Source organism: Streptomyces sp. NPDC002787, assembly GCF_053592095.1.
Window position 1 is genome coordinate 1 of record NZ_JBSFVC010000002.1, and the last position, 18,686, is coordinate 18,686.

Sequence of the window (18,686 nt, forward strand, 5' to 3'; positions counted from 1 at the left end):
CAGCGACCGCCCCATCGCCTACGACTTCGCGATCAACTCCGCGTTCGACGACGCCGACGCGCTCCGTACGTACGTCGAACAGTCCATGAAGGGACTCAGGAAGAATCATGGCGATCCAGGTCGGCGACAAGGCCCCCGACTTCGAGCTCAAGGACAACCACGGCGCCACGGTGCGGCTGTCGGACTTCCGTGGTGAGAAGAACGTGGTCGTGCTCTTCTACCCGTTCGCGTTCACCGGGGTGTGCACGGGCGAGCTGTGCGAGCTGCGGGACAACCTGCCGAAGTTCGTGAACGACGACGTGCAGCTGCTGGCCGTGTCGAACGACTCGATCCACACGCTGCGGGTGTTCGCGGAGCAGGAGGGGCTGGAGTACCCGCTGCTGTCGGACTTCTGGCCGCACGGCGAGGTCTCCCGGGCGTACGGCGTCTTCGACGCGGACAAGGGCTGCGCGGTGCGCGGGACGTTCATCGTCGACAAGGAGGGCGTCGTCCGCTGGTCGGTCGTCAACGCCCTGCCGGACGCGCGCGACCTGAACGAGTACCTCGCCGCCCTCGACACCCTGTGATTCTTCGGCTCCAAGGCCTGCGAGGAACGGGAACCCGTCACTAGGATCGACACGTTGATCCGATACCAACGCACGACGGGGCTCCCCGCCCCTGACTACAAAGGGAGGAATCGTGGGAGTCAGCCTCAGCAAGGGCGGCAACGTATCGCTGACCAAGGAGGCACCGGGCCTGACCGCGGTCATCGTCGGACTCGGGTGGGACATCCGCACCACGACCGGCACCGACTTCGACCTGGACGCCAGCGCCCTGCTGCTGGAGTCGTCCGGCAAGGTCAGCAGCGACGCCAACTTCGTCTTCTTCAACAACCTGAAGAGCCCCGACGGCTCGGTCGAGCACACCGGTGACAACCTCACGGGTGAGGGCGAGGGCGACGACGAGCAGATCAAGGTCAACCTGGCGACCGTCCCGGCCGAGATCGAGAAGATCGTCTTCCCTGTCTCGATCTACGACGCCGAGAACCGCCAGCAGTCCTTCGGCCAGGTCCGCAACGCGTTCATCCGCGTCGTCAACCAGGCGGGCGGGACGGAGATCGCCCGTTACGACCTCTCCGAGGACGCCTCCACCGAGACCGCCATGGTCTTCGGCGAGCTGTACCGGCACGGCGCCGAGTGGAAGTTCCGCGCCATCGGCCAGGGCTACGCCTCGGGCCTGCGCGGTATCGCCCAGGACTTCGGTGTGAACGTCTGAGCCACCGGGGAAGACCCACTGGGCTCACCATGTCCGGCGCCGCAGTCGTCATCGACCGCGGCGCCGGACGCGCTCGTACGACGAAGGGGGCGGTCCGCGGGGCGGGCGGCGGTCGGCGCGTACGAGGACAACTGAACAGCTGAGCAACTGAAGCTCGAAAATCGGGGAGGACCAGCACCATGGGCGTCACACTCGCCAAGGGAGGAAATGTCTCCCTCTCCAAGGCCGCGCCGAACCTCACCCAGGTGATGGTCGGGCTCGGCTGGGACGTCCGGACCACCACCGGAGCCCCTTTCGACCTCGACGCCAGCGCGCTGCTGTGCCAGAGCGGCCGGGTGCTGGGGGACGAGTGGTTCGTCTTCTACAACAACCTCAAGAGCCCCGACGGCTCGGTCGAGCACACCGGCGACAACCTCACCGGTGAGGGCGACGGCGACGACGAGTCGCTCATCGTCGACCTCTCCAAGGTGCCGGCCAACGTCGACAAGATCGTCTTTCCGGTCTCCATCCATGACGCGGAGAACCGCGGGCAGGCCTTCGGTCAGGTCAGCAACGCCTTCATCCGAGTCGTCAACCAGGCCGACGGGCAGGAACTCGCCCGGTACGACCTCTCCGAGGACGCCTCCACCGAGACCGCGATGATCTTCGGCGAGGTCTACCGCTATGGCGGAGAGTGGAAGTTCCGGGCCGTGGGACAGGGGTACGCGTCAGGTCTGCGCGGCATCGCCCTGGACTTCGGGGTCAACGTCTCCTAGTTCCGTATGGCGCTCCGCGTTTCGTATGCCGATACTCGTTGCGCAATATGCGCTAAAGCAGCCGCCGTGTGGGGTACGAGAGGCGGAGGACTAGACTTCGTGTTCAAAGTTTCGTAAAGCCGCGCGCGGCGCGGGGGAACCCCGTACACACACGATTGGGTAGCCAGTGGTTCTGAAAACCTTCGGGTGGTCGTTCGCGGTCACCGCGCTCGGCTTGGTCGCAGCGGTTCTCTATGGTGGATGGGCCGCGTTCGGTATCGTCGCGATCCTGTCCGTCCTGGAGATCTCGCTGTCGTTCGACAACGCGGTGGTCAACGCCGGGATCCTGAAGAAGATGAATGCCTTCTGGCAGAAGATCTTCCTCACCATCGGCATCCTCATCGCCGTGTTCGGCATGCGCCTGGTGTTCCCCGTCGTGATCGTCGCGATCAGCGCCCAGATGGGCCCGATCGAGGCCGTCGACCTGGCGCTCACCGACAAGGACCAGTACCAGCAGTACGTGACCGACGCGCACCCGTCGATCGCGGCCTTCGGCGGCATGTTCCTGCTGATGATCTTCCTCGACTTCATCTTCGAGGACCGGGACATCAAGTGGCTGGGCTGGCTGGAGCGCCCGCTGTCCAAGCTCGGCAAGATCGACATGCTGTCGGCCTGCATCGCGATGATCGTCCTGCTGATCACCTCGATGACCTTCGCGACCAACGCCCACCAGCACGGCGGCGCCCATGTCGACAAGGCGCAGACCGTCCTGATCTCCGGCCTCGCCGGCCTCATCACCTACCTCGTCGTCGGCGGTCTCTCCGGCTTCTTCGAGAACAAGCTGGAGGAAGAGGAGGAGCGCGAGCACGAGGCGGAGGAAGAGGCGGAGCGCGCGGGCAAGCCGCGCTCGGCCGTCGCCCTCGCGGGCAAGGCCGCGTTCTTCATGTTCCTCTACCTGGAGGTCCTGGACGCGTCCTTCTCCTTCGACGGTGTCATCGGCGCCTTCGCCATCACCAACGACATCGTCCTGATGGCGCTGGGCCTCGGTATCGGCGCGATGTACGTCCGGTCGCTCACCGTGTACCTGGTCCGCCAGGGCACCCTCGACGACTACGTCTACCTGGAGCACGGCGCGCACTACGCGATCGGCGCCCTCGCCGCGATCCTCCTCGTCACCATCCAGTACGAGATCAACGAGTTCATCACCGGTTCCATCGGTGTCATCCTGATCGGCTGGTCCTTCTGGTCCTCCGTCCGCCGCAACAAGGCGCTGGCGGCCGCGGAGGGAAAAGCTGACGCCTCCAAGCAGGAGGTGTCCTCCGGGGTGTGAGCCGCTGTCCGGGCCGGTGTGACCGGTTCCGGAGTGTGACGGCCCTCCGCGTGAGGGAACGCTCTGAGCGGGGCGGCCGACGAGGACTCGTCCTCGTCGGCCGCCCCGCTGGTGGTTGACGCGACGACACGGCAGTTGTGGGGCGGGCATGAGTTTCCTGGACAACCTCTGGCGGGGGCGGGCCTCGGAGTTCGACGCGGGCAACGCGGCGACCAACGCGATCGAGCTGACCAAGCGGCATCAGAAGGTGTCGCTGTCCAAGCAGAACGCGGCGGCGGGCCATCTGCGCGTCAACCTGTCCTGGCGGATGCGGACGTCCGACATCGGCGGGCCGAGGCGGCAGAGCGTGCTGCGGCACCCCTTCAAGGCGCTCCGGCCGGAGGAGGTGCAGGCGCACAGCCAGAGCATGGTGAACGTCGACCTCGACCTCGGCTGCCTGTACGAGCTGGCCGACGGGACGAAGGGGGTCGTGCAGCCGCTGGGCGGCTTCCTCGGGGACATCAACGAGCCGCCGTACATGCGGCTCAGCGGGGACGACCGGTTCGGGTCGGGCTCCGGCGAGACGATGTACATCAACCTGGACCACCGGGACAACTTCAAGCGGATGCTCGTCTTCGTCTACATCTACGACCAGACGCCGGCGTTCGACCGTACGCACGCGATCGTGACGCTGTACCCGAGCAACGGGCCGCGGATCGAGATAGGCCTGGACGAGAGGCATCCGCAGGCTCGGTCGTGTGCGGTGGTGATGATCGAGAACGTCAAGGGGGAGATCATGGTGCGCCGGGAAGTGAAGTTCGTGTACGGGTTCCAGGCGGAACTCGACCGGTTGTACGGGTGGGGGTTGCAGTGGGGGCGGGGGTACAAGACCAAGGCGGAACGCTGAGGCGGGTCCTGGCCGGTCGCGCCCCTCACGGGGCGCTCCTCAGCGGCCGATGAACTGCGGCCCCTGCGGCGGCAGACGGAAGTCGGGGTCCAGGGCCGCCGCTGTGGGCTGGGGGTAGCCGTAGGCCGGGCCGTTCGCGGTGGCGGGGGCCGGCTGGGGATGCGGGTAGCCGTAGGCGGGTTGAGCGGGCTGTTGGGTGGGGGCCGCCGCCGGAGGGTAGCCGTACGCGGGCTGGGACGGGACGCCCGTGGGGGGCTGCTCGGGGGGCAGGGGAGCCGAGACCTCCGGGGCCTGGGCCTGGGTCGTGTCGCTCTGGTCGGCCGCCGCTGCCGCCTCCGACTCGTCGACCGAGATGCCGAAGTCCGTGGCGAGGCCCTGGAGGCCGTTGGTGTAGCCCTCGCCGAGGGCGCGGAACTTCCAGCCGCCGCCGCGGCGGTAGAGCTCGCCGCAGATCAGGGCGGTCTCGTCGCCGGTCTCGGGCTTGATGTCGAAGTACGCCAGCGGTTCCGCGTCGGCGACGGTGGCGTCGTACAGCAGGATGCGCAGGGACCGTACGCGGTCGAAGGAGACGGGGAGCCCGGAGGCGTCGTCGGCGGAGGCCACGAGAAGAATCTGGCCGACAGCGGACTCGACACCCGCCAGATCCGTCTGGATCGTGTCGGTGAGGCCGTCCGCCACCCGCTTTTTGCCGAGCCGCCACACCTTGCCCGAGGGGTGGCGCGGCTGGTTGTAGAAGACGAAGTCCTCGTCGGACCGTACGCGTCCTTCGGGGCCGAGGAGCAGCGCCGAGGCGTCGACGTCCGGGGAGTCCTGACCCGGCGCCCAGCGCAGCACGGCACGGACCGCCGTGGCCTCGATCGGGACGTTCGACCCCTTCAGCATCGCGTGCGTCATGCGGTCATCCTGCCCTCTCGGTCCTGATCACGACAACGCGGGGGCGCGGAACCGTCGGTGGAATCGTCCAACGCCCGACACGGCCGGGTTACCAGAACTTCACGCTCGGCGGGAACTGATGTCACACATTTGTACGTACTATTACCGGCCACGATCGTGACCGGACGCCCAGGAGCCACGGGGGAATCACATGCGTCATTTCGGGCACATCGCCCCTGAGGAGCGTCAGCGCCTCTTCTTCCGGGAGCCCGGTGTCTTCGATGCCGACTCCCCTGCCCGCGTGCTCGCCGCCGCCCTCGGCGCCACGCTCTACAGCCCGGCGACCCGGGTCCGGCTGGCCGACGACATTGTCAAACAGGCCGGGCGCGGTGTGGTCTCCATGGTGCTGTGCCTGGAGGACTCGATCGACGACGCCGAGGTCGTGGGCGCCGAGGAGAACCTGGTCCGGCAGTTCGCCGATCTCGAGGGCCGTCCGGACGTCGAGCTTCCGCTGCTGTTCATCCGGGTCCGCTTCCCCGAGCAGATACCGGACCTCGTGAGCCGTTTCGGCCCGGCCGTACGGCTGCTGTCCGGATTCGTGTTCCCGAAGTTCACCGAGGAGCGGGGCGTCGCCTTCCTGGAGGCGCTCACCGCCGCTGAGGCCGCGAGCGGGCGGCGGCTGTTCGGGATGCCGGTCCTGGAATCGCCCGAGCTGATGTACAGGGAGACGCGCGTAGACGCGCTCCAGGGCATCGCCCACACCGTCGACAAGTACCGCGACCGCGTCCTCGCGCTGCGCCTCGGCGTCACCGACTTCTGCTCCTCGTACGCGCTGCGCCGGGCGCCCGACATGACCGCCTACGACGTCCAGATCGTCGCCTCCGTGATCGCGGACGTGGTGAACGTGCTGGGGCGCGCCGACGGCACCGGGTTCACGGTCACCGGGCCCGTGTGGGAGTACTTCCGGGTGCAGGAGCGCATGTTCAAGCCGCAGCTGCGCAGCAGCCCCTTCCTGGCCAACCGGGCCGTGGAGCTGCGCGAGTCGCTCATCGAGCACGCCCTGGACGGCCTGCTGCGGGAGATCTCCCTCGACCACGCCAACGGCCTGCTCGGCAAGACCTGCATCCATCCCTCGCACGTCCTGCCGGTGCACGCGCTGTCCGTGGTCAGCCATGAGGAGTTCGGTGACGCCCAGGACATCCTGCGGCCCGACCGCAACGGGGGAGTCCTGCGCTCCGCCTCGCGGAACAAGATGAACGAGGTCAAGCCGCACCGGGCCTGGGCGGAGAGGGTGCTGCAGCGCGCCGAGGTGTTCGGCGTCGCCAACGAGGACATCGGGTTCGTGGACCTGCTGGCCGCGGGTCTGCCCGACTGAACGCCCGGCCTGTGACCGACGTCCGCAATCACGTCGTACCGACAAGGAATCGATGATTAACGCAGCGAACGACACGACCGGTGGGTCCGGTACGGCAGCCGGTGGGGCCGGCCCGGCCGGTGCCGTCTGGTCCGGGGCCTGGGTCGCCGAGCGGCTCGGGGTCGAACTGGTCGGCGGCGAGGAGCTGAGCGGGCTGCTGGGGCTCGCGCTGCGGCGCAACCCCAAGCGGGCGCATCTGCTGGTGTCGAACGTCCTCGGCAAGCATGTGCCGCAGTCCCCGGCCGTCGTGCACGGGCACGGGTTCGCGCTCGGGCGCCGGGTGCGGGAGCTGCTGGGCGTGGACGGGGCGCGTACCTCGGTCGTCCTCGGATACGCCGAGACCGCCACCGGGCTCGGGCACTCGGTGGCGGACGGGGTGGGCGACGCGCCCTACCTCCACTCCACCCGGCGCCCCGTCGAGGGCGTCGACCAGGCCGGTGGCTTCGAGGAGTCCCACTCCCACGCGACGTCGCACCTGTTGCTGCCGGAGGATCCGACGCTGCTCGCGGGGCGGGGGCCGCTCGTGCTCGTCGACGACGAGTTCTCCACCGGGAACACCGTCCTCAACACCATTCGCGCGCTGCACGAGCGGTATCCGCGCAAGCGGTACGTCGTCGTGGCACTGGTCGACATGCGGTCGGCGAAGGACCAGGGGCGGTTGGCCGAGTTCGCCCGGGAGATCGGGGCGCGGGTGGACCTGGTGGCCGCGGCGAAGGGCACCGTGCGACTGCCGGAGGGGGTGCTGGAGAAGGGGCAGGCGTTGGTCGCGGAGTACGAGGCCGCGCCTGCGGCTCCGGCCGGGGACGCCGGTGCGTCGCGGGTCACCCGGGTCGAGCTGGGCTGGCCGGACGGGGTGCCCGACGGCGGGCGGCACGGGTTCACGCCCGCGCATCGCGCGCGGCTGGAGAGCGCGCTGCCCGGTATGGCCGCGCGCGTCGCCGACGCCCTGCCGCCGGGGGCCCGCCGGGTGCTCGTGCTCGGCTTCGAGGAGCTGATGTACGCGCCACTGGCTCTCGCGCGGGAGCTGGAGAAGTCGGCGGACGGGCTGGAGATACGGTTCTCCACGACCACGCGGTCGCCCGTACTCGCCGTCGACGACCCCGGCTACGCGATCCGCAGCCGGATCGTCTTCCCCGCGCACGACGACCCCGCGGACGGGCCGGGGGAGCGGTACGCGTACAACGTGGCCGGCGGCGGCTTCGACGCGGTGGTCGCGGTGGTCGACTCGGTCGCCGACACGGCCGCCCTGCACGCCGCCGACGGCCTGCTGGCCACGCTCACCGCCCACACGCCCAGCGTGCTGCTCACCGTCGTGCCGTCCTACGTCCCGCCGGTCCGGCACCGCCGGGACACGCCGTCCCGGCGGAGCACCGTCGCGGCGGACGAGCCCACGGGGGCGACGGGAGCGAGCGGGTCCGTCGTCGGGGGTGCGACAGCGACACCACGCGAGCCGTTGCCGGGAGCGCCGGCTGGGGCTGGGGCTGGGGCGCGCGAGCCTCTGCCGGGACCGTCGGCTGCGGCTGAGGCGGCCGAGACCCTGCCCGGCGGGGCCCACGCCCCGGTCGCCCCGGTCGCCCCGATGTCCGCCCAGTCGGCGAGGGCGGTCGGCCGAACCGGGTCCCGCGCGCCGGCGTCCCTCTCACCGTCCTCGCCCGTCACCGAAAGGCCCTCGATGCTTCCCGACCCCCTGCGCGGTCCCCACTTCTCCTCCTACGCGCCCGACGAGGTCGGCTGGCTGCTCCAGGACCTCTCGGAGGTGACGCTGGAGGCGCCCACCGAGGAGCGGGAGGAGGCCATTCAGAGCGGGGGCGCGCACTACGCGGAGTCCCTGCCGGTCGAGTACCAACCGAGCGAGCAGTACCAGGCGCTCTTCCACAGCGCGTTGGAGGCCTCCGCCGAGAGGATCGCGCTGGCTGTCGGGGTCGTCACCGAGACCGTGCTCGCGGAGCGGCCGTCGCGGCCCGTCATCGTCTCGTTGGCGCGGGCCGGGACGCCCGTGGGTGTGCTGATGCGTCGGTGGGCCCGGCATCGGCACGGGGTCGAGATACTGCACTACGCCGTGTCGATCGTGCGGGGACGCGGGATCGACGCCAACGCGCTGCGGTGGCTCGCGGTTCACCACGACCCCGCCGACGTCGTGTTCGTCGACGGATGGACCGGCAAGGGCGCGATCACCCGGGAACTCGCCGCGGCGATCCTCGAGTTCGAGGAGTCGGACGGGATCACCGGGTTCGATCCGGAGATCGCCGTGCTCGCCGACCCGGGGTCGTGCGTGCGGACGTACGGCACGCGGGAGGACTTCCTGATTCCGTCCGCCTGCCTCAACTCCACCGTCTCCGGGCTGATTTCGCGGACCGTGCTGCGCTCGGACCTCGTCGGTCCCGACGACTTCCACGGCGCGAAGTTCTACCGGGAGCTGGCCGGTGTGGATGTGTCGATGCGGTTCCTGGACGCCATAGCCGAGCGGTTCGACGATGTCGTGGACGCCGTCGACGCCCGTACCAAGGAGTTGCTCGCCGCCGATCGCACGCCCACCTGGGAGGGCTGGGCGGCCGTCGAGCGGATCAGCGAGGAGTACGGGATCCACGACGTCAACCTGGTCAAGCCGGGTGTCGGGGAGACCACTCGGGTGCTGTTGCGCCGGGTACCGTGGAAGATCCTCGCGCGGGCCGGGGCGGGCGCGGACCTCGACCACGTACGTCTGCTCGCCGAACAGAGGGGGGTACCGGTGGAAGAGGTGGCCGAACTGCCGTACACGTGCGTGGGGTTGATCCACCCGAAGTACACGCGGGGCGCGACTGGCGCCGACGGCAGGGCGGTGGCGGTCTGATGCCGGGGCCTCAGGTTCTTGTGGCGAGTGATCTCGACCGTACGCTCATCTATTCCGCCGCCGCGCTGGCGTTGACCATGCCGGACGCGCGGGCGCCCCGGCTGCTCACCGTCGAGGTGCACGAGAGCAAGCCGCTGTCGTACATGACGGAGACGGCCTCGCGGCTGCTCGCGGAGCTGGGGGACGCGGCGGTGTTCGTGCCGACGACGACCCGGACGCGCAAGCAGTACCAGCGGATCAGTCTGCCGGGCCCGGAGCCGAAGTACGCGATCTGCGCCAACGGCGGGCACCTGCTGGTGGACGGGGTCTCGGACGCCGCCTGGTACGAGCGGGTGACCGCGCGGCTCGCCGACGAGTGCGCGTCGCTCGCCGAGGTGCGGGACCATCTGGCGGCCACGGCCGACCCGGTGTGGGTGCGCAAGCACCGGGTCGCGGAGGACCTGTTCGTCTATCTCGTCGTCGAGCGTGAGCTGCTGCCCGAGGAGTGGGTGAAGGATCTCGCGGTCTGGGCCGAGAACCGGGGGTGGACCGTGTCTCTGCAGGGGCGCAAGCTGTACGCCGTGCCGAAGCCGCTCACCAAGTCGGCGGCGATGCGGGAGGTCGCGCGGCGGACCGGGGCCGAGCTGACGCTCGCCGCGGGGGACTCCTTGCTCGACGCGGATCTGTTGCTCGCGGCGGACCGGGCCTGGCGGCCCGGGCATGGGGAGCTGGCGGATGCGGGGTGGGTGGGGCCGGCTGTCACGGCTCTTCCCGAGCGGGGGGTTGCGGCCGGGGAGCGGATTCTTCGGGAGTTCCTGCGGGTCTCGCGGGAGGGGTGAGCCGGTCAGGAGGTGGGGGTGCTGTGCGTTTCGGGCTGCGGGTCCGTTGTGGCTTGTCGCGCAGTTCCCCGCGCCCCTGAGGAGTTCCCCCTTCTCAGGAAGCGGGCCAGGATGAACGCCAGGACCGCCAGCGCCGCCCCCGCCAGCACGATCTTCGAGTACGTCGAGACGATCGTCGTCACCTCCGTCCAGTTCGCGCCCAGGAAGTAGCCGGCCAGGACGAAGACCGTGTTCCAGAGGGCGCTGCCCAGGGTGGTGAGGAGGGTGAAGACGGGGAGGGGCATGCGTTCGACGCCGGCCGGTACGGAGATCAGGCTGCGGAAGACGGGGATCATGCGCCCGAAGAAGATCGCCTTGGTGCCGTGCCTGAGGAACCAGGCCTCCGTCTTCTCGATGTCCGAGACCTTGACCAGGGGCAGCCTCGCGGCGACGGCGACCGTGCGGTCGCGGCCGAGGAGGGCGCCGACGCCGTAGAGGGCCAGGGCGCCGACGACGGAGCCCGCGGTGGTCCAGAGCAGGGCGGCCAGGAGGTTCATCCGGCCGGTGCTCGCGGCGAAGCCGGCGAGGGGGAGGATGACCTCGCTGGGGATCGGCGGGAACAGGTTCTCCAGCGCGACCGCGAGGCCCGCGCCCGGCGCCCCCAGGAGATCCATCAGATCGACGATCCACAGGGGCGCGCCGCTCGTCGACTCCGCGTGCATGGCTGTCATGGGGGCACGCTAGGCGAGCGAAGCTGAAGGGAACCTGAGGGGGCCCTGAACGCTCATGACCGGGCCGGTCGCGGGGTGAACGCTTCCGGCCCCGGAGTGAACGCTTCCGGCTCCCGGACCGTTGATCGAAGTGTGTTGATCAACCGCAGCAGCCGCCGCCGCAGCATCCGCCACCGCCGCCCGCCCGGGGCGCCGGTGCGGACGTGGTGGCCGAGCCGCCGACCGCGACCGTCGACAGAAGTTTGACCGTGTCGGAGTGGCCTCCGGGGCAGTCCGCCGGGGCGGACGACTCGGCCATCGGACGGCTCAGTTCGAAGGTGTCGCCGCAGGTCCGGCAGCGGTACTCGTAGCGAGGCATGGGCACAGGCTAACCGGCGCCCGCGCGGTGTCAGGAGGCCTCGGGAGTGGCTGGTCGATCACACTGGCCGAAATTTCACGCTGTCGACCGAAGCGGTTGTGAAACTGACTGATAATTTGTGGTCGCTGTGTGGAGGCCGAAAGGCCGGGGGAAACAGGGGGGCTCAGCCGCGGGTGTGGCGGCTGTGGCTGTCCACACGGGCGATGCCAAGTGGGGAGGGGGGACAGGAGTGACCGCTGTCCTTTGTCGATCGGGAGCCACGTCTCCCGGTCGGATAGTCGCCGTGCGCGGGCGAAAGGTTGCCGCGCACCGCCGAATCGTTACCGCGCACCGCGAGGGACGCATATCCGCCGGAGCCCGCCGTGGCTAGGGGAGAGGGGCCTCAGGGGGAGCCTGCGGAGTCCGACCTCACCATGCAGCTGAAGCTCCCCGCCCTCCCGGCGGACGAGACCATGCAGCTGCGGGCGCTCGAACCGGGGGCGCTCGAGGGCCGGAAGGAGCAGCCGGAACCGGGGAGACGGGGCAGACGCAAGGCGCCCAGGCCGTCTGTTCGCGCCAGATTCCTCGCTGTCGCCGGCTCGCGGCTGGCTCCCTTCGCTCCCCTCGTCCGCCGGGTGCGTCCTCAGTACCCGCGCCCGGGCCGTACGGACTGGCGGCGCTGGGTGCCGTCCTGGCGCCAGTCGCTGGGGGCCACGGGCCTGGCCGTGGGCTTCAGCGGCATGTTCCTGACCGTCGCCTACGCCGCCACGGACATACCCGAGGACCTCAACACCTTCGCCACCCAGCAGGACAACGTGTACTTCTGGGCCGACGGCACCCCCATGGCCCGTACCGGCTGGGTGCGGCGCCAGGCGATGCCGCTCAAGGACGTCCCCGAGGACGTGCGCTGGGCGGTCCTCGCGGCGGAGAACGCGAGCTTCTACTCCGACCCCGGCATCTCCGTCAGCGGCATCACCCGCGCGCTGGTGCGCACCGTCGGCGAGGGAGACACCCAGGGCGGCTCGACCATCACCCAGCAATACGTCAAGAACGTGTACCTGACACAGGACCGCTCGCTCGGCCGCAAGTTCGACGAGGCGATGCTCGCCCTCAAGCTCGACAACCAGATGAGCAAGGACGAGATCCTGGAGGGCTACCTCAACACCAGCTGGTTCGGCCGCGGCACCTACGGCATCCAGCGGGCCGCCCAGGCGTACTACGGCAAGGACGTCAGCGAGCTGAACGTCAGCGAGGCCGCGCTCCTCGCCTCCCTCCTCAAGGGCGCGGGCCTCTACGACCCCACCCTGAACAAGGCCAACCGCGACCGGGCCGTGGAGCGGTGGGAGTGGATCCTGGACCGGATGGTGTCCATCGGCAAGCTGTCCCGGACCGAGCGCGCCAAGTACACGAAGTTCCCCGAGCCGGTGAAGCAGTCCACCCAGTACGACACCGGCAAGCAGAGCGACTACCTGGTGGAGCTGGCGTCCCAGTACGCCAAGAAGGCCGCGAACCTCACCGACCAGGAGTTCGACCGGGGCGGCTACCAGATCTACACGACCTTCGACAAGGACCGGCAGACCGAGCTGACCGACGCCGTGACGAAGGCACGCGAGCAGGTGGCGAAGGACAAGCCGAAGAAGGCGAAGACCGCCCACTTCGGGGCCTCCTCGGTCGCCGCCGACGGGCGGATCGTCGCCGTCTACGGCGGCCCCGACCACCGCAGACAGGGCTACAACGAGTCGAACGCGACCACCGTCCCGGCCGGCTCCGCCTTCCTGCCGTTCGTCTACGCCGCCGGTCTGGAACACGGCGTCGTCAAGGAACGCGGCGGCGAGGCTACACCTGTCACCGCGGAGACGGTCTACGACGGCAACGACGCCGTCCCGGTGACCACACCCGAGGGGCCGTACTGGGACCGGGACGGCGATCAGGTCTCCGCCCACAACGACGGCAAGAAATCCTGGGGCCCGATCACCTTGCACGACGCCCTCGCCAACTCGGTGAACACCCCGTTCATGCAACTGGGCATGGACACCGGCCTGGACAAGGTGCGGGACACCGCCGAGGCGGCCGGACTGCTTTCCTCCAGCCTCGGGGCGCAGGTGCCCGCGCTCTCCGTGGGGAACTCCACGCCCAGCGCCATCCGCATGGCCAGCGGATACAGCACCTTCGCCGCCCTGGGCAAGCACACCGAGCCGTACTCCGTGCGGAAGGTGACCCACAACGGGTCCAAGGTCCCCCTGAACACCCCCAGGCCCAAGCGCGCGTTCGGCGGCAAGGTGGCAGCCCAGGTCACCTCGGCGCTCACCGACGCCTTCCGCAAGGACCACCCCGACTCACCCGGCGCCGCCTCCTACGAGGTGGCCGGCAAGGGCGGGACCACCCAGGACGACAAGGCCGCCTGGTACGTCGGCACCGCGGAGGACGTCTCGACCGCCGTGGTCGTCTACCGCATCGACCTCACCGAGAGCCTGGAGCCGCTGCCGCTCGACGGGATCGCCGGAACGCCCAACTCCGGTGTCCCCTACGACATCTGGTCCAGTGCGATGAGTATCGGCTGACCACCGATGAGCACCCGCACCCACCACCCTCGCAGAATGAGCCGTACATGAAGCCTGGCAGCACCTCGCACCGGGGCCGACGCCGCAAGGCCCGCCCGCCGCGCCGCACCACCCGTCCGCAGTTCCTGACCCTGGCCGCGCTCCTCGTCGTCGCCTCGCTCGTCGGCGGTTACCTGGTGCTGAACCGTTCGGCCGACACCGCGCCGACGGCCTCGTCGGCCGGCGGTGGGAACGGCAAGGACTCCACCAAGGCCACCGAGCCCGAGTGGGACGGCAAGACGAAGGTCATCGGGGACGGCTCCACCTCCTACACCGGCCCGCAGAAGGGCCGGCTGAAGGCCGTACCGCTCAAGAAGGGCGAGAAGCCGCCGCAGTTCGTGGTCTTCTCCTGGGACGGCGCGCTCGCCGGCGACGACGAACTCTTCCAGCACTACCGGGAGATGGCGAAGAAGTACAACGCCCACATGACGTTCTTCCTCACCGGCATCTACCTGCTGCCCAAGGACAAACGGGACCTCTACGACCCGCCGCAGCACGACAAGGGCGCCGCCGCGATCAGCTACCCCACCGACGAACACGTCCGCACCACACTGGAGCAGCTCGGCAAGGCGTGGGAGGAGGGCAACGAGATCGGCACCCACTTCAACGGCCACTTCTGCGGCGAGAAGGGCGGCGGTGAGTGGAGCGTCGCGGAGTGGAAGAAGGAGATCGAGGAGTTCAACTCCTTCCTCGAGAACTGGAAGACCAACACCGGCTACTCCGACCTCGACCCGCTGCCCTTCGACCTCAAGGCCGTCAAGGGCGGCCGCGCCCCCTGCCTGGAGGGCCAGGGCAACCTGCTGAAGGCCGTCAAGGACTTCGGCTACCGCTACGACGCCAGCTCCCCGGGCGCCTTCCAGGTATGGCCCGGCAAGAAGGAGGGCATCTGGGACTTCCCGCTGCAGATGCTCCCGTACAACGACGAGTACCAGGCACTGTCGATGGACTTCAACTTCCTCTACAACCAGTCCGAGGGCCAGACCGAGGGTGACCCGGCCATGTACCCGACCTGGCAGCAAGAGACCATCGACACCTACATGTCCGGGTTCAACCGCGTCTACTACGGCAGCCGGGCACCCCTGTTCATCGGCAACCACTTCGAGCAGTGGAACGGCGGCATCTACATGAACGCCGTCGACGAGGTCATCAAGACCGTGTGCGTGAAGAAGGACGTGAAGTGCGTGTCCTTCGACGAGCTGGCCGACTGGATGGACGTCCAGAAGCCGGAAACCCTGGCCAACCTGCGCGGACTCGACCCCGCCCAGTCCCCGGACGACTGGGCGACGGTCGTGAGATAGCGGCCCGGCTACCCAAGTTGCCCACTTGTTATTCCCCCCGGCCTCACTTCGCTTGAGGAGGTCATGTAAAGATTCGCTCCCGGGTACGACCAACTCGGGGTCAAGGAGAATCCCAGTGAGATCAAGGACGTTGAGCCTCGCAGGCTCGACCCTCGCGGCGGCCGTGCTGGCCTCCGCGCTGCTGCCCGTCACCGCCGCGAACGCCGCGGCGACGACACCCAAGGTCACCAAGGCCACCAAGGACGCCTTCGGCCGGGTCGCGGACAACGTGCTCACCGACCGCACGGCCGTCCTGCTCGGCAGCAAGGCCGCCCGCAAGTCGCTGAAGCCCACCGGCGGCGTCAAGCTGTCCGGCGCCCAGAAGAAGGCCGAGGACGGCAAGCTGTCCGCCCTGAAGGGCACCAAGTCCCGCCTCGCCGACCTGGGTGAGGCCTATGCCTCGGCCGACACCCGGGTCACCGTCGACAGCGCCAAGGTCAAGGGTAAGAAGGCCACGGTCCAGGTCACCGAGGCCACGACGCTGAAGTACAAGAAGATACGTGGCGACGAGCCCGCCTCCACGGGCTTCGAGGCGCACCACGTGCTGACCTTCGCCTTCCAGACGAACGGCACCTGGCAGCTGACCGCGATGCGCTCCACCGACGGCGGCGCCCCGCGCATCAACGAGCCCGTGGTCCCGGCCGCCGACGCCAAGCTGAGCCGCACGCCGATGGCCATCATCAACGCCCCCAAGGCGGCCACGACGCGCAACCCCGCCCCCAAGCCGAAGACGCTCACCGGTGGCGCCTACGACTACAAGGCGATGGCGACGTACACCGAGAAGTACTGGAAGAACTACAACCCGGCGTACCGCAAGTACAACGCGGCGGGCGGCGACTGCACCAACTACCTCAGCCAGGGCCTCCTGGCGGGCGGCTGGAAGCAGATCTCCACGGTCACGCCCGAGGAGTACGACACCTGGTACTACGCGTCGAACGGTACGGCCGACGCCTGGATCGGCGTCAACGAGTGGTCCTGGTTCACCCAGACCGCCAAGCGGACCACCGCGCTCGCGAACGTCTACCAGATGGACATCGGTGACGTGCTGCAGGTGGACTTCAACGCGGACGGGGACAAGGACCACTCCATGATGACGACCTACCGCAGCTCCAGCGGCGTCCCCTACCTGACGTACCACGACGCGGACACCTACCGCCGTTCGGTCGCGAGCATCATCGCCTCGTACCCGACCGCGAACTACTACGCGTACCGCACCTGAGCCCCGGCCTCACCAGGCCGCACCAGGTGTCAGCCGGCGCCCTTCCCGTCCGATGGATCCGTCTCGGACTCGGGGAGGGCGTCGACCGGTTTCTTCTGCGCCATCCCCGCCCCTCCCGTGAGCCGCTCCTCGCGCTCCGCCTCCTCGGGGTGACGGGCCCGCCAGTACGGGTTCTCGTGCGGCAGCGCTGTACCGACCCTGCCGTACATGCCGAACGTCATCAGCAGGATCCCGACGACAAAGCTGAACAGGACGTTCTGGATGCGGAACGCCAGGAAGTTGGAGTCGGTGTCCAGCAGGGCCATGTTCGCGAAGCCGCTCAGGATGAACAGGATGCCCAGCGTCATGTTCAGCGTGGAGGCGAAGTTGCCGCCGATCACCATGCCGACGAGCAGCAGCAGCCCCACGGCGATCGACAGGACGCTCAGCGTGCCGTTGGTGCTCAGGCCCACGACCTCGTCGCCCCGGGTGTCGAACCAGCCCACCCGGTCGATGAGACCGAAGATGCCGAAGACGACCAGGAACAGACCCATCAGGCCCGCCCCGAACCGGTAGACCCTGCTGAGGCGGTGGTCGACGGGCAGGTGCTCGTCGATCCTGATCCGCCGCCGGGGACCCGCGTGCCGGCCCCTCGGACGTGCGGTGTGCGTGGCGTGCGTGGCCATGTCCGCCTCCCATCGGGCGTGCGCGGAGGCCTGCGTACCCCTTCAGCATCCGCCGGGGTGCTCCGACGGGCAACCCAGTGGCCCGCGGGCGGCCCAGGGCGGGCGCCTCAGCCGGCGCCCGCGCCGCGCTCCTTGCGGATCTGGTCCACCACCCGGGCCACGTTCTGCCGTACGGCCTCCGTCTCGGTCAGGAAGTGCCAGTAGTCGGGGTGGCGGCCCTCCAGCGTGGCGATCGCGCGGTCCAGACGGGCCACGGAGTCGTCCAGCGGGCGGGCGTGGCGCGGGTCCGGGGTGGAACGGCCGGCCATGGCCAGGCGCTGGGCGTCCCGGATCGCGAACCGGGTCCGGTCGATCTCCTGCTGGGCGTCCTTCTGCACGGCGTTCAGCCGCCGCAGCCGGTCGCCCGCCGCCGAGACCGCCTCGTCGGTGTGGTTCAGCAGCGCCCGTACGGTCGACAGCAGCGAGGTCGCGTCCGGCCAGCGCTGGGCGTCCCGCGCGGCCCGTGCCTCGCGCAGCTTCAGCTGGGCCTGCTCGACGTCCCGCGCGGCCTGGTCCGGCACCTGCTGCAGGTCCTGCCAGCAGGCCGCCACGAACCGCCGCCGCAGCTCGCTCAGCACCTGCGGCACCTGCTCCGCCCGGGTGCCCAGCGCCTCCGCGCGGGTCCGCAGCGACACCAGCCGGTGGTCGATCTCGGCGGCCTTCTCCGGCAGCCGCTCGGCCTCCGCCCGTACCGCCTCCGCCTCCCGCACGACCCGGTCGGCCCGCTCCAGCGTCTCCCGTACGCCGTGCTGCCCCGCCCCCTGGTTGAGCTTGGTCAGCTCGGGCGCGAGGGCGGCGAGCCGGGCGGCCAGATCGTCGGCCCGCAGCCCCGAATCCCGTACGGCGTCCAGGGCGTTGGAGGCGGCGAGCAGGCCCTGCCGGGCGCGCTCCACCGCCGGGACGAGGCGGGCGAGCTGGGTCTCGGCCGTGCCGAGCAGCGGCCCGAGCCCCTGCGCGAAACGGTCCAGCTCCTGCTTGACCCGCCCCAGCTCGTCCTTGGCGGCGGTCAGCTCGGTCCGGGCGCGGGACGCCACGGACGCCTCCAGATCGTCCCGGTCCAGGTCATGGGCGTCGACGGCGTTGATGTACTGGTGGCTGACCTCGTCGATGCGCTGGCCCAGCGCCTCGAAGCCGGAGGCCGCCTGGCGGGCGGCCGGGGAGTCGTCCACCGCCGTGATCGTCTCTATCGAGATCCGCAGATCCCGCTGGGCGGTGTCCAGCTCGTAGAACGCGGCCGCGGCCGCGTCCTTCGCCGCCTGCGCCTCGGCCCGCTGACTCTCCGCCCGCCCGCCGAACCACCGCCGCGTACCGCCCCCGGCGAAGGTGGCGGGCAGCACGAGGGCGGCGAGGAGGGGGAGGGCGAGGAGGGCGACGGCGTCGCGGCCGGCCGAGCGCCGGAGGGCCCGGCGGGGCGGGTGATCGCCGGGCGGCCGGGCTCCGGGACTGTCCGGCGGCCCTTGGGCGGGGTCGGTCGCCGGTCGTGGTGTCGCGGCGGCCGTCGGTCGTGGTGTCGTGGCGGCTGGTGGGCGTGGTGCACGGCTGTGGGGTTGCTGTGCGCTCGGCACAATCGGCGTGTACGGCTCTGCAGGTGTCGCCGTCACATCCCTCTCCCGTGCTGTCATCCGCCCTGACCGGTGCCA

General features: G+C 69.8%; 16 protein-coding genes and 1 pseudogene. 12 read left to right on the forward strand and 5 right to left on the reverse strand.

Annotation, left to right across the window (positions count from 1 at the left end; translation table 11 throughout):
- The 6 genes and pseudogenes from ACWD26_RS02215 to ACWD26_RS02240 form a co-directional block, all read left to right on the forward strand.
- Nucleotides 1-79, forward strand: a pseudogene (locus tag ACWD26_RS02215) (Dabb family protein); the annotation flags it as partial.
- A gap of 28 nt (nt 80-107) precedes the next feature.
- Nucleotides 108-566, forward strand: coding sequence for a peroxiredoxin (locus tag ACWD26_RS02220; protein ID WP_451265291.1), 459 nt, complete (start codon nt 108-110; stop codon nt 564-566).
- Nucleotides 567-678: 112 nt separating this feature from the next.
- The gene (locus ACWD26_RS02225; RefSeq protein ID WP_451265293.1) at nt 679-1,254 is read left to right on the forward strand and encodes a calcium homeostasis/redox stress adaptation protein; all 576 of its coding nucleotides are present in this window, start codon (nt 679-681) and stop codon (nt 1,252-1,254) included.
- A 179-nt stretch (nt 1,255-1,433) separates the two neighbouring features.
- Complete coding sequence (locus ACWD26_RS02230; protein WP_451265295.1) at nt 1,434-2,009, forward strand: TerD family protein; 576 nt, start codon at nt 1,434-1,436, stop codon at nt 2,007-2,009.
- 166 nt (nt 2,010-2,175) lie between these two features.
- Nucleotides 2,176-3,318, forward strand: a complete 1,143-nt coding sequence (locus ACWD26_RS02235) for a DUF475 domain-containing protein (RefSeq protein WP_451265297.1) — start codon at nt 2,176-2,178, stop codon at nt 3,316-3,318.
- A 148-nt stretch (nt 3,319-3,466) separates the two neighbouring features.
- Entirely contained in the window at nt 3,467-4,204 is a 738-nt protein-coding gene (locus ACWD26_RS02240) for a TerD family protein (protein WP_451265299.1), read from the forward strand.
- 39 nt (nt 4,205-4,243) lie between these two features.
- Here ACWD26_RS02240 and ACWD26_RS02245 read toward each other — a convergent pair whose 3' ends face one another.
- Complete coding sequence (locus tag ACWD26_RS02245; RefSeq protein WP_451265301.1) at nt 4,244-5,098, reverse strand: TerD family protein; 855 nt, start codon at nt 5,096-5,098, stop codon at nt 4,244-4,246.
- Between the two features lie 190 nt (nt 5,099-5,288).
- On the opposite strand from ACWD26_RS02245, the gene ACWD26_RS02250 reads away from it, so the two are divergent.
- Genes ACWD26_RS02250 through ACWD26_RS02260 form a run of 3 tightly spaced genes read left to right on the forward strand, consistent with a single transcriptional unit; the run spans nt 5,289 to nt 10,139 of the window.
- Nucleotides 5,289-6,452, forward strand: a complete 1,164-nt coding sequence (locus tag ACWD26_RS02250) for an HpcH/HpaI aldolase/citrate lyase family protein (protein WP_451265302.1) — start codon at nt 5,289-5,291, stop codon at nt 6,450-6,452.
- 52 nt (nt 6,453-6,504) lie between these two features.
- Nucleotides 6,505-9,321: a phosphoribosyltransferase domain-containing protein gene (locus ACWD26_RS02255; protein WP_451265304.1), complete on the forward strand. Its 2,817-nt coding sequence runs from the start codon at nt 6,505-6,507 to the stop codon at nt 9,319-9,321.
- Nucleotides 9,321-10,139: an HAD family hydrolase gene (locus tag ACWD26_RS02260; RefSeq protein ID WP_451265306.1), complete on the forward strand. Its 819-nt coding sequence runs from the start codon at nt 9,321-9,323 to the stop codon at nt 10,137-10,139. The genes ACWD26_RS02255 and ACWD26_RS02260 overlap by 1 nt, the downstream gene beginning before the upstream one ends.
- Before the next feature lie 5 nt (nt 10,140-10,144).
- Here the strand turns inward: ACWD26_RS02260 and ACWD26_RS02265 are convergent, their stop codons facing one another.
- Nucleotides 10,145-10,840, reverse strand: coding sequence for a DedA family protein (locus ACWD26_RS02265; protein WP_451265972.1), 696 nt, complete (start codon nt 10,838-10,840; stop codon nt 10,145-10,147).
- A 148-nt stretch (nt 10,841-10,988) separates the two neighbouring features.
- Nucleotides 10,989-11,207 carry an FmdB family zinc ribbon protein gene (locus ACWD26_RS02270; protein WP_451265308.1) on the reverse strand — a complete coding sequence of 73 codons (219 nt, stop codon included), beginning with the start codon at nt 11,205-11,207 and terminating at the stop codon, nt 10,989-10,991.
- A 413-nt stretch (nt 11,208-11,620) separates the two neighbouring features.
- On the opposite strand from ACWD26_RS02270, the gene ACWD26_RS02275 reads away from it, so the two are divergent.
- The 3 genes from ACWD26_RS02275 to ACWD26_RS02285 all read left to right on the forward strand — a co-directional run bounded on the left by ACWD26_RS02275 (nt 11,621) and on the right by ACWD26_RS02285 (nt 16,342).
- The gene (locus ACWD26_RS02275) at nt 11,621-13,747 is read left to right on the forward strand and encodes a transglycosylase domain-containing protein (RefSeq protein WP_451265310.1); all 2,127 of its coding nucleotides are present in this window, start codon (nt 11,621-11,623) and stop codon (nt 13,745-13,747) included.
- A 47-nt stretch (nt 13,748-13,794) separates the two neighbouring features.
- Nucleotides 13,795-15,084 (forward strand): hypothetical protein, encoded by a 1,290-nt coding sequence (locus ACWD26_RS02280; RefSeq protein WP_451265312.1) that lies wholly within the window; start codon nt 13,795-13,797, stop codon nt 15,082-15,084.
- A gap of 115 nt (nt 15,085-15,199) precedes the next feature.
- Nucleotides 15,200-16,342, forward strand: a complete 1,143-nt coding sequence (locus tag ACWD26_RS02285; RefSeq protein ID WP_451265314.1) for an amidase domain-containing protein — start codon at nt 15,200-15,202, stop codon at nt 16,340-16,342.
- A gap of 29 nt (nt 16,343-16,371) precedes the next feature.
- Here ACWD26_RS02285 and ACWD26_RS02290 read toward each other — a convergent pair whose 3' ends face one another.
- Both ACWD26_RS02290 and ACWD26_RS02295 read right to left on the reverse strand, forming a co-directional pair.
- A complete protein-coding gene (locus ACWD26_RS02290; RefSeq protein WP_451265316.1) occupies nt 16,372-17,007 on the reverse strand; it encodes a DUF4383 domain-containing protein in 636 nt (211 codons plus the stop codon).
- Between the two features lie 107 nt (nt 17,008-17,114).
- Nucleotides 17,115-18,647: a hypothetical protein gene (locus tag ACWD26_RS02295; protein WP_451265318.1), complete on the reverse strand. Its 1,533-nt coding sequence runs from the start codon at nt 18,645-18,647 to the stop codon at nt 17,115-17,117.
- Nucleotides 18,648-18,686 lie beyond the last annotated feature (39 nt).

What these genes read in the sequence shown, in the direction of transcription:
- ACWD26_RS02220 (WP_451265291.1), top strand. Translation starts at nt 108, where the DNA reads ATGGCGATCCAGGTCGGCGACAAGGCCCCCGACTTCGAGCTCAAGGAC.
- ACWD26_RS02230 (WP_451265295.1), top strand. Translation starts at nt 1,434, where the DNA reads ATGGGCGTCACACTCGCCAAGGGAGGAAATGTCTCCCTCTCCAAGGCC.
- ACWD26_RS02240 (WP_451265299.1), top strand. Translation starts at nt 3,467, where the DNA reads ATGAGTTTCCTGGACAACCTCTGGCGGGGGCGGGCCTCGGAGTTCGAC.
- ACWD26_RS02245 (WP_451265301.1), bottom strand. Translation starts at nt 5,098, where the DNA reads ATGACGCACGCGATGCTGAAGGGGTCGAACGTCCCGATCGAGGCCACG.
- ACWD26_RS02250 (WP_451265302.1), top strand. Translation starts at nt 5,289, where the DNA reads ATGCGTCATTTCGGGCACATCGCCCCTGAGGAGCGTCAGCGCCTCTTC.
- ACWD26_RS02255 (WP_451265304.1), top strand. Translation starts at nt 6,505, where the DNA reads ATGATTAACGCAGCGAACGACACGACCGGTGGGTCCGGTACGGCAGCC.
- ACWD26_RS02260 (WP_451265306.1), top strand. Translation starts at nt 9,321, where the DNA reads ATGCCGGGGCCTCAGGTTCTTGTGGCGAGTGATCTCGACCGTACGCTC.
- ACWD26_RS02265 (WP_451265972.1), bottom strand. Translation starts at nt 10,840, where the DNA reads ATGCACGCGGAGTCGACGAGCGGCGCGCCCCTGTGGATCGTCGATCTG.
- ACWD26_RS02270 (WP_451265308.1), bottom strand. Translation starts at nt 11,207, where the DNA reads ATGCCTCGCTACGAGTACCGCTGCCGGACCTGCGGCGACACCTTCGAA.
- ACWD26_RS02275 (WP_451265310.1), top strand. Translation starts at nt 11,621, where the DNA reads ATGCAGCTGAAGCTCCCCGCCCTCCCGGCGGACGAGACCATGCAGCTG.
- ACWD26_RS02280 (WP_451265312.1), top strand. Translation starts at nt 13,795, where the DNA reads ATGAAGCCTGGCAGCACCTCGCACCGGGGCCGACGCCGCAAGGCCCGC.
- ACWD26_RS02290 (WP_451265316.1), bottom strand. Translation starts at nt 17,007, where the DNA reads ATGGCCACGCACGCCACGCACACCGCACGTCCGAGGGGCCGGCACGCG.